The following is an 8,768-nucleotide window of genomic DNA, read 5'->3' as shown; positions in this document are numbered from 1 at the left end:
CCGCGGTCGCGATGCTCGCGCTCGGCAGCCTCGGCATCTGGGTGGTGCTGGTCCTCGTCTGAGCACTCCCCGGCGGGCGAGGTCGCACGTGCCGGCGACCGACGGCGCGCCGGCACGTGCGACCTCGCGGAGGAGCACGGCAGAGGACGGAGGAGGGATCAGTTGATGAGGTCGCGCACCACGATGGTGTCGTCGCGGTCCGGGCCCACGCCGATCGCGGACATCCGGGTCCCGCTCATCGACTCGAGCGCCTCGACGTAGGCCCGGGCGTTCGCCGGCAGGTCCTCCAGGGTGCGGCAGCCGGTGATGTTCTCCTCCCACCCGTCGAAGTGCTCGAAGATCGGCTTGGCGTGGTGGAACTCGGTCTGGGTCATCGGCATCTCGTCGTGCCGGACGCCGTCGACGTCGTAGGCCACGCAGACCGGGATCCGCTCGATGCCGGTGAGCACGTCGAGCTTGGTGAGGAAGTAGTCGGTGAAGCCGTTGATCCGGGAGGCGTGGCGGGCCATCACGGCGTCGTACCAGCCGGTGCGGCGGGGCCGGCCGGTGTTGACGCCGAACTCGCCGCCGGTGGTGCGCAGCTGCTCGCCCATCTCGTCGAAGAGCTCGGTGGGGAACGGCCCGGCGCCCACCCGGGTGGTGTAGGCCTTGATGATGCCGATCGCCCGGGTGATGCGGGTCGGCCCGATGCCCGAGCCCACGGACGCCCCGCCCGCGGTCGGGTTGGAGGACGTCACGAACGGGTAGGTGCCGTGGTCGACGTCGAGGAAGGTCGCCTGGCCGCCCTCCATGAGGACCACCTTGTCCTCGTCGAGCGCCCGGTTGAGCAGGTAGGTGGAGTCCACGATCATCGGGGCGAGCCGGTCCGCGTAGCCCAGGAAGTACTGCACGACCTCCTCCACGTCGATGTCCCGGCGGTTGTAGAGCTTCACGAGCAGCTCGTTCTTCTGCCGCAGCGCGCCCTCGATCTTCTGCCGCAGGATCGACTCGTCCAGCACGTCCTGCACGCGGATGCCCAGCCGGCCGACCTTGTCCATGTAGGCGGGGCCGATGCCGCGACCCGTGGTGCCGATCGCCCGCTTGCCGAGGAAGCGCTCCGTGACCTGGTCCATCGTCTGGTGGTACGGGGCCACGAGGTGGGCGTTCGCGGAGAGCCGCAGCCGGGAGGTGTCCGCCCCGCGCGCCTCGAGCCCGTCGATCTCCTCGAAGAGGGCCTGGGGATTGACGACGACGCCGTTGCCGATCACGGGGACGGCGTTGGGGCTCAGGATGCCCGCCGGCAGGAGCTTGAGCTCGAACTTGTCGCCGCCCACCACCACGGTGTGCCCGGCGTTGTTGCCGCCGTTGGGCTTGACCACGTAGTCCACGCGGCCTCCGAGCAGGTCGGTGGCCTTGCCCTTGCCCTCGTCGCCCCACTGGGCGCCGACGATCACGATTGCTGGCATTGAACGACTCTCCTGCCTGGATGGAACGGGACTTCTCCCGCGGGGCCCGGCGCAGGCGGGCACCGGCCGGGCACGACAACGCCCCTGCGTCGGCCCGTTCCCGCCCGCACGCCCGAGGCGGCGCGGCACCGGCAGGAGGAGACCCAGGGGCTCGTACCGTGCAAGTCTAGCGGCCCGTGACCCGGGGCACGCACTCCGGCACCCCGTCCGGGACCGGTGCGGTCCGACACCCCTCGGTGCTCATGAGCTCCCCGTCCTCGCGGGCCGCCCGGTCAGCAGCTCCTCCAGCCGGTCGTAGCCCTCGGCCATGCCCTTCTCCATGCCGGAGCCGACCATCCCGTCGCGGGCCTCCTGCGAGGCGTGGACGGTGTGCCCGCGCAGCCGGCACCGGCCGCCGCCCAGGTCCTCGAAGTGCAGGTACTCGAGGTCGACCGCGTCCGGCCAGCCCTCGTACTCGAAGGTCTGGACGACCAGCTCGTTCTCGCGCACCGTGTGGAAGACGCCGTGGAACGCGTACTCCTCGGCGCTGTCCGCACCGTGCTGGACGAAGCGGTAGGCGCCGCCGGCGCGGAACTCGAAGCCGTCGATGCGGGTGCTCAGCCCACGCGGCCCGATCCACTGCCGGAACAGCTCGGGGTCCGCGTGGGCGCGGAAGACCTCGGCCACGGGGTGGTCGAACTCGCGCTCGAAGTCGATGAACGGCAGACCGTCGGGGACGGTCAGGTGCAGTGGGTGTCCCATGGTTCAGTCCTGGGTGTGCTCGCCGCGGTCCGCGGCTCGGGTGTCGAGCACGGCGTCGAGGCGGCGGAACTGCTCCTCCCGGACCAGCCGGTACCGGTCGATCCACGCGGTGAGCGCCTCGAGCCGTGCGGGGTCCAGGTGGACGGGCCGGCGCTGGGCGTCACGGGTGCGCGTGACCAGCTGTGCCTGCTCGAGGACCTGGATGTGCTTCGAGACCGCCTGCTTGGAGATCGCGAAGGGTTCCGCCAGTTCGGTGACCGTGGCCGGCCCCCGGCTGAGCCGGGCGACGATGCGGCGGCGGACGGGGTCGGCGAGGGCCAGGAAGGCCTTGTCGAGGAGGTCGTCGTCGCCGGGGTCCACGGTGTTTGTCAACTGATTCCTTGATCAACCTGTTGGTTGTTAAAGGCTAGGACTCCTCCGGGGTCGGGGCAAGGCCCGAGACCGGATCGTGACGAGCGGGGGTGGCCGCGGGCCCCGCGCGCTCCGCGGTGTCCTGCGGCGCCCCGGATCCCGTGCGCGGCCGCACGGCCGCGGCGAGGCAGGCGGCCGTGACGACGGCCAGCGCCGCCGCCACCCCGCGGTTGACGAAGAACGCGTGGATCTGGGAGTGGTTGCTGAGCACCGTGTACCAGACGGGCACGGCCACGGCCGGCAGGGCCAGGACGGCGGCGGCGCCCCACCGGGCGGGCCCTCCCCGGCGCAGCGCCAGGACCAGTCCCACGCCCGCCGCGAGCAGGCAGCCGGTCAGCACCAGCCCCGCGGTGGGCACCGTCTGCCACCAGTAGACGGCGTTGACGCGCACCCCCGCGCCGAACGCCTCGGAGACCCCCGCGTGGTCGCCTCCGGTCCGGATCCCCACGTTGCGGCGGACCACCTCCAGGGTGGCCGGGAACCCCAGGAAGGCGCCGGCGAGGACCCAGCGCGCGAGCCACGTGACGGCGAAGGCCACCGGCCAGACCAGGCCGCTGAGGACCACCGCCACGAGGGTCGGAGCGAGCTCGCGGCGGTGGAACCACGTCACGGCCCCCACGGCGAAGGCGGACATCGCCCACGGCACGGCAGGGGTGGTGAGGAGGTCCACGAAGCAGAAGAGCGCGGCGCCCAGGGCGACCCCCGAGTACGCCGTCCGGGGCGAGCGCCCGGCCCCGAGGGCGGAGAGGATCACGGACAGGAAGATGAAGGCGATGGAGATCGACTGACTGAAGGAGGTCGAGGGCGTGGACAGCAGATTCGTCCCCACGACGTACGGCAGGACGAGGGCCAGCCCCACGGCGGTGGAGGTCCGGGCGCGGACCGCGAGGAACGCCCCGGCCAGGGCGAGCAGCATCAGGGTGCCCGAGACGATCCGCAGGCCCTCGAGGCCCGTCAGGGCCAGGACGGGACGCGTGATCACGGTGTAGCCGGCCCAGTACTTGAAGTAGTCGTTGTCGGTGAGCACGGCCCCCTCGGAGATCGCCCGCAGCTGCGCCGGGCCCCCGCCGCAGGTGGCCAGTCTGGGCATCCGGACCGCCCGGCTGAACGCGGACTCCTCCGGGGACGCGCCCAGGCCCGTGCCCGCCACGACGCACTCGGTGAAGGTGTCCGCGGGACCGCCCATCCGGTCGATCGTCCCGTGGGGACCGTAGGTGCCGTCCTCGACCGCCGCGACGAGGTTCTCGACGATGGGCCGGTCCGGCACGGCCTGGCCCAGCGTCAGCAGCCCGAACAGGGCGAACTGCAGGACCAGGAGCATCCCCAGTCCCTGGGCCCAGGGCAGCAGGGGGAGCAGTCGCGACCGCACGGCGTCCCGTCGTGCGCTCACGGGACCTGCCGCCGGTCGTGCGCGCCGTGGCCTCCCGCGCGCCGGGCCGGGCCGTCCCCGCCGTTCCACGGAGGAGCCGGATGACGCAGGTAGAACAGCCGGGAGGTCTCCCGGCGGATCTTCGCCTGACCGCTCAGGAGCACGCCCATGAGCAGGAACACGCCGGCCAGGACCACGAGGGAGGCGGCCAGGAACGCCGTCGGGAACCGGGGGACGAGACCGGTGCCCGCGAACTCCAGGACGACGGGGAGGCCGAGGACCAGGCCCAGCAGGAACAGGGCGAGGGAGACGGCGCCGGTGACGAGGAACGGGCGCTCGTGGAGGAGCAGCTGCCCGAAGACGCCCAGGATCCGGAAGCCGTCGTGGTAGGTCCGCAGCTTGCTCTCGCTCCCGGCGGCCCGATCGCGGAAGCCCACGGCGACCTCGGCCTGCGGCGCCCGCGCGTTGACGGCGTGGACGGTCAGCTCCGTCTCGATCTCGAACTCCCGCGAGAGCGCGGGGAAGGACTTGACGAAGCGGCGCGAGAAGACCCGGTAGCCGCTGAGCATGTCGGAGACCTTCCGGCGGAAGGCGAAGCTGACGAGACCGTTGAAGAACCTGTTGCCGGACTCGTGCCCCGAGCGGTACGCGGTGCTGGTCACCTGCCGGCGCACGCCCAGCACGTGGTCGTAGGGCCCGGACAGCAGGGTGTCGATCATGGCGGGGGCGTCGGCGACGTCGTAGGTGTCGTCGCCGTCGACGAGCAGGTAGACGTCGGCGTCCAGGTCCGCGAAGGCCCGCCGGACCACGTTGCCCTTCCCCTTCTCCTCCTCGCGCCGGACCTGCGCCCCGGCACGCCGCGCGGCCTCCGCGGTGCCGTCCGTCGAGCAGTTGTCGTAGACGTGCACCTCGATGCCGGGCACCGCGGCGTGCAGATCGGTGACGACCTTCGCGATCGCCGCTTCCTCGTTATGACAGGGCACGACGGCCACGATGCGGAGGGTGGGGGGCATGGGCGCTCGTTCCTGCGGTCCGGGGCGGGGGCCCGTCCATTATGTCGGGGGCACGCGGGGCGCAGAACCGCGCTCCACCGCCCGTGCATCGCCGCGTGTCCGTGTTGCGTCCTGTGACGTCGTGGTCGTCACAGTCGGCGCACCGGCGTCTTCTGGGCGCCCGCACTTGGCAGCACGGCGGGGCAGCCGCTGGAATGGGCCTTGCATCTATCCAGAGCGGCCGAGAGACCTGGCTCGTCGACGCCGCAGCAACCATCCGCGCCCCCGCTACGGGGTGCGCGGAACGGTGCTCCCGCCAGGACCGATGGAGCTGCCGCCTCCCTCCCGGGTCCGCCCCGGGACGGTTGCCGCCCTCCCTCGGGGTGACCCTTGGAGGAAGAACGTGACACCACGCCCGATCGCCCGGCCGGCGCCGCCGTCCCTGTCCTACGAGCTCTATCCACCGCGCAGCGCGGCGAGCGCCGACACGCTGCTGCGGACCATCGAGGAGCTCGAGCCCACCCGTCCCGACCACGTCTCGGTGACGTACAGCGGGGACGAGCAGCGCCGGGACAGCTCGCTCGCCCTGCTCGACCACCTCCTGGCCCGCACGAGCCTGCGGCCCCTGGCCCACCTGACGTGCGTCGGCAGCACGCGGGCCGAGCTGGAGCGGACCGTGGCCGCGCTGGTCCGCCGCGGCGTCCGGGGCGTCCTGGCCCTGCGCGGGGACCGGGAACCGGGGGCGGAGCAGGGCGAGCTGCGGCACGCCGGCGAGCTCGTGGAGCTCGTGCGCGAGGTCGAGCACCGCCACACGGCGTCCCTGGCGGCCGGACGGCTCGCCGTGGGCGTGGCCGCCTACCCGACCCGGCACCCGGAGTCGCCCTCGTTCCGGCACGACGTCGAGGTGCTGCTCGGCAAGCAGCGCGCCGGGGCGGACTTCGCGATCACCCAGGTCTACTTCCGCCCGCAGCGCTATGAGCGGCTGGTCGCCGCGGCGCGGGCGGCCGGGGTGACCATCCCGATCGTGCCGGGGATCATGCCGGTCACCGATCCGCGGCGGCTGCAGACCCTGTGCCGGCTGGCCGGCCTGGCGCCCCACCCCGGCCTGGCCGCCGCGCTGGAGGACGCGCCCGGTCCCGCGGAGCGGCACCGCGCCGGCGTGGCCTTCGCGGCCCGGCTGGCCCGCGCCGCCCTGGACGCCGGTGCCCCCGGCCTGCACCTCTACACCTTCAACGAGCACCGGGCCGCGCTCGACCTGCTGGAGGACGTGGCGCTCCCCCGCGTCCCGCACGTGCCCGTCCCGCTCGACGAGCTGCTGCTCCCCGCCTGAGCACGCCCTTCCCCACCGTTCCGCACGACCGTTCCGCACGACCTCTCGACACCTTTCCAGGAGATCCTCATGACCACCGTCCCGTTCCCCGCCGCCACCATCACCGGCTACCCCCGGATCGGCCGCCGCCGCGAGCTGAAGAAGGCCCTCGAGGCCTACTGGGCCGGGCGCTCGACCCGCGAGCAGCTCGAGTCCACGGCCGCGGACCTGCAGCTGGCGACCCACCGCCGGCTCGTGGAGCTGGGCCTCGGCGCCCGGGACTCGTCCCTGCCCGCCGCGTTCCCCCTGTACGACCAGGTGCTGGACACCGCCGTGGCCCTCGGGGCGGTCCCGTCCCGCTTCGCCGACCTCGCCGACGCCGAGGGCCGGCTCGACCTCGACGCGAGCTTCGTGCTCGCCCGGGGCGACGCGGGCCGCGCCCCGCTCGAGCTGACCAAGTGGTTCGACACCAACTACCACTACCTCGTGCCCGAGATCGGCCAGGGCACCCCGTTCCGTGCCACCGCCGACCGGCTCGTGGCCGACGTCCGCCGCGCCGCCGCGCACGGCTTCACCGTCCGCCCGGTCCTCGTGGGCCCCGTGTCCTTCCTCCTGCTCGCCAAGGCCGAGGACGGCGCCCCCGCGGGCTTCGACCCGCTGCAGCGGCTCCCCGAGCTGCTCGCCGTGTACGCGGAGCTGCTGGGCGAGCTCGCCGCGGCCGGCGCGGACTGGGTGCAGCTGGAGGAGCCGGCGCTCGTGGCGGACCAGCACGTCCCGGCCGAGCAGCTCGCCGCGTCCGTGTGGGACGCCTACACGACCCTGTCCGCCGTGCCCCGGCGCCCGCGGCTGTTCGTCACCACCTCCTACGGCTCGCCCGGGCCGCTGCTGCACCCCCTGGCCTGCTCCGGGGTGGAGGCCCTGCACCTCGACCTCGTCAAGGGCGCGGCGCCGACCCCCGAGGAGCTGGAGCTCTTCCAGGGCGAGGACTCCGCCGTGCTCGTGGCCGGGGCCGTCGACGGGCACAACGTGTGGCGGGCCGACCTGGCCGGCCGGCTGGACCAGCTCGGGGAGCTGGCCCGCGGCGGCGTCCAGGTGTCCGTGGCCTCCTCCACGTCCCTGTTCCACGTCCCGCACGACGTGGCCGAGGAGACCGGACTGGACCCGCTGCTGCGCAGCTGGCTCGCCTTCGCCGACCAGAAGGTCGGCGAGATCGTGACCCTGGCCCGCGGCCTCGCCGCCGGGCCGGCGGCCGTCGCGGAGCAGCTGGCCGAGGCGGCCGAGGCCCGGCGCACGCGGGAGAGCGCCGCGGGGGTCCGCGACGCGGCCGTCCGCGCGCGCGCCGGGGCGCTGACCGCCGCGGACATCGGGCGGGCGCCCGCGGAGGACCGCCGGGCCGCGCAGGAGGGCCGGTCCTTCACGGCGTCCGGACCCCTGCCCCCGCTGCCCACCACCACCATCGGCTCGTTCCCCCAGACGCCCGAGGTCCGTGCCGCCCGCGCCCAGCACCGGTCCGGGGCCCTCACGGACGCCCGGTACGACGCCTTCCTGCGGGAGGAGATCGAGCGGGTCGTGCGGCTGCAGGAGGAGCTGGGCCTGGACGTGCTGGTGCACGGCGAGCCGGAGCGCAACGACATGGTCCAGTACTTCGCCGAGCACCTCGACGGCTTCGCGACCACCGTGCACGGCTGGGTGCAGTCCTACGGCTCCCGCTGCACCCGCCCGTCGATCCTGTGGGGCGACGTCAGCCGGGAGGGCGAGGGCCTGCGGGGCGAGGCGTTCACGGTCCCGTGGATCGGCCACGCCCAGTCCCTCACCGACAAGCCGGTCAAGGGCATGCTGACGGGCCCGGTCACGATCCTCGCGTGGTCCTTCGTGCGCGACGACCAGCCGCTCGGGGAGACGGCGAACCAGGTGGCGCTCGCGCTGCGGGACGAGGTCGCGGACCTCGAGGCCGCCGGGATCGGGATCATCCAGGTGGACGAGCCGGCGCTGCGGGAGCTCCTGCCGCTGCGCCGCGCGGACCAGCCCGCCTACCTCGGCTGGTCGGTGGACGCGTTCCGCCTGGCCACCTCGGGAGTGCGGGACGAGACCCAGATCCACACCCACCTGTGCTACTCGGAGTTCGGCGAGGTGGTCGGGGCGATCGACGGCCTGGACGCCGACGTGACGAGCATCGAGGCGGCCCGGTCCCGGATGGAGGTGCTGACCGACCTCGAGGCCGCCGGCTTCTCCCGGGGCATCGGACCGGGCGTGTGGGACATCCACTCCCCGCGCGTGCCCTCCCAGGAGGAGATCGAGCAGCTGCTCGAGCGAGCCCTCGAGCACGTCCCCGCGCGGACCCTGTGGGTCAACCCGGACTGCGGCCTGAAGACCCGCGGCTACGAGGAGACCAGGGCGTCGCTGGAGCACCTCGTGGCGGCCGCCCGGACCGCGCGCGAGCGGGCGGCGCAGCCCGCCGGTCTGCCGCTGATCGTCCAGCACGGCGCGCGCGGCTGACCCCG

Annotated in this window: 7 protein-coding genes and 1 riboswitch; of the genes, 2 read left to right on the top strand and 5 right to left on the bottom strand. The window is 73.7% G+C overall.

The window, feature by feature from the left end:
* Positions 1-158: 158 nt before the first annotated feature.
* The 5 genes from Q0817_RS04640 to Q0817_RS04620 all read right to left on the bottom strand — a co-directional run bounded on the left by Q0817_RS04640 (position 159) and on the right by Q0817_RS04620 (position 4,979).
* A complete protein-coding gene (locus tag Q0817_RS04640) occupies positions 159-1,445 on the bottom strand; it encodes an adenylosuccinate synthase (RefSeq protein ID WP_298584932.1) in 1,287 nt (428 codons plus the stop codon).
* 240 nt (positions 1,446-1,685) lie between these two features.
* The gene (locus Q0817_RS04635) at positions 1,686-2,186 is read right to left on the bottom strand and encodes an SRPBCC family protein (protein WP_298584930.1); all 501 of its coding nucleotides are present in this window, start codon (positions 2,184-2,186) and stop codon (positions 1,686-1,688) included.
* Positions 2,187-2,189: 3 nt separating this feature from the next.
* Positions 2,190-2,546 (bottom strand): helix-turn-helix transcriptional regulator, encoded by a 357-nt coding sequence (locus tag Q0817_RS04630; RefSeq protein WP_058875458.1) that lies wholly within the window; start codon positions 2,544-2,546, stop codon positions 2,190-2,192.
* A gap of 46 nt (positions 2,547-2,592) precedes the next feature.
* Positions 2,593-3,987 (bottom strand): hypothetical protein, encoded by a 1,395-nt coding sequence (locus Q0817_RS04625; protein WP_298584927.1) that lies wholly within the window; start codon positions 3,985-3,987, stop codon positions 2,593-2,595.
* The gene (locus tag Q0817_RS04620) at positions 3,984-4,979 is read right to left on the bottom strand and encodes a glycosyltransferase (RefSeq protein WP_298584925.1); all 996 of its coding nucleotides are present in this window, start codon (positions 4,977-4,979) and stop codon (positions 3,984-3,986) included. The genes Q0817_RS04625 and Q0817_RS04620 overlap by 4 nt, the downstream gene beginning before the upstream one ends.
* A gap of 204 nt (positions 4,980-5,183) precedes the next feature.
* Positions 5,184-5,290: riboswitch (SAM riboswitch) on the top strand.
* A gap of 71 nt (positions 5,291-5,361) precedes the next feature.
* On the opposite strand from Q0817_RS04620, the gene Q0817_RS04615 reads away from it, so the two are divergent.
* Together Q0817_RS04615 and metE are read left to right on the top strand one after the other, a co-directional pair.
* Complete coding sequence (locus Q0817_RS04615) at positions 5,362-6,288, top strand: methylenetetrahydrofolate reductase (RefSeq protein WP_298584924.1); 927 nt, start codon at positions 5,362-5,364, stop codon at positions 6,286-6,288.
* A 69-nt stretch (positions 6,289-6,357) separates the two neighbouring features.
* Positions 6,358-8,763, top strand: a complete 2,406-nt coding sequence (gene metE / locus Q0817_RS04610; RefSeq protein WP_298584922.1) for a 5-methyltetrahydropteroyltriglutamate--homocysteine S-methyltransferase — start codon at positions 6,358-6,360, stop codon at positions 8,761-8,763.
* Positions 8,764-8,768: the final 5 nt, after the last annotated feature.

The sequence above is a fragment of the uncultured Kocuria sp. genome (assembly GCF_947500125.1).
Lineage (GTDB): Bacteria > Actinomycetota > Actinomycetes > Actinomycetales > Micrococcaceae > Kocuria.
Note: the sequence above shows the minus strand (reverse complement) of the source record. Positions and strands in the feature narration are given on the sequence as shown.

Bases quoted from the DNA above. Each gene is read 5' to 3' on its own strand.
- Q0817_RS04640 (WP_298584932.1), bottom strand. From the start codon at position 1,445: ATGCCAGCAATCGTGATCGTCGGCGCCCAGTGGGGCGACGAGGGCAAG.
- Q0817_RS04635 (WP_298584930.1), bottom strand. From the start codon at position 2,186: ATGGGACACCCACTGCACCTGACCGTCCCCGACGGTCTGCCGTTCATC.
- Q0817_RS04620 (WP_298584925.1), bottom strand. From the start codon at position 4,979: ATGCCCCCCACCCTCCGCATCGTGGCCGTCGTGCCCTGTCATAACGAG.
- metE (WP_298584922.1), top strand. From the start codon at position 6,358: ATGACCACCGTCCCGTTCCCCGCCGCCACCATCACCGGCTACCCCCGG.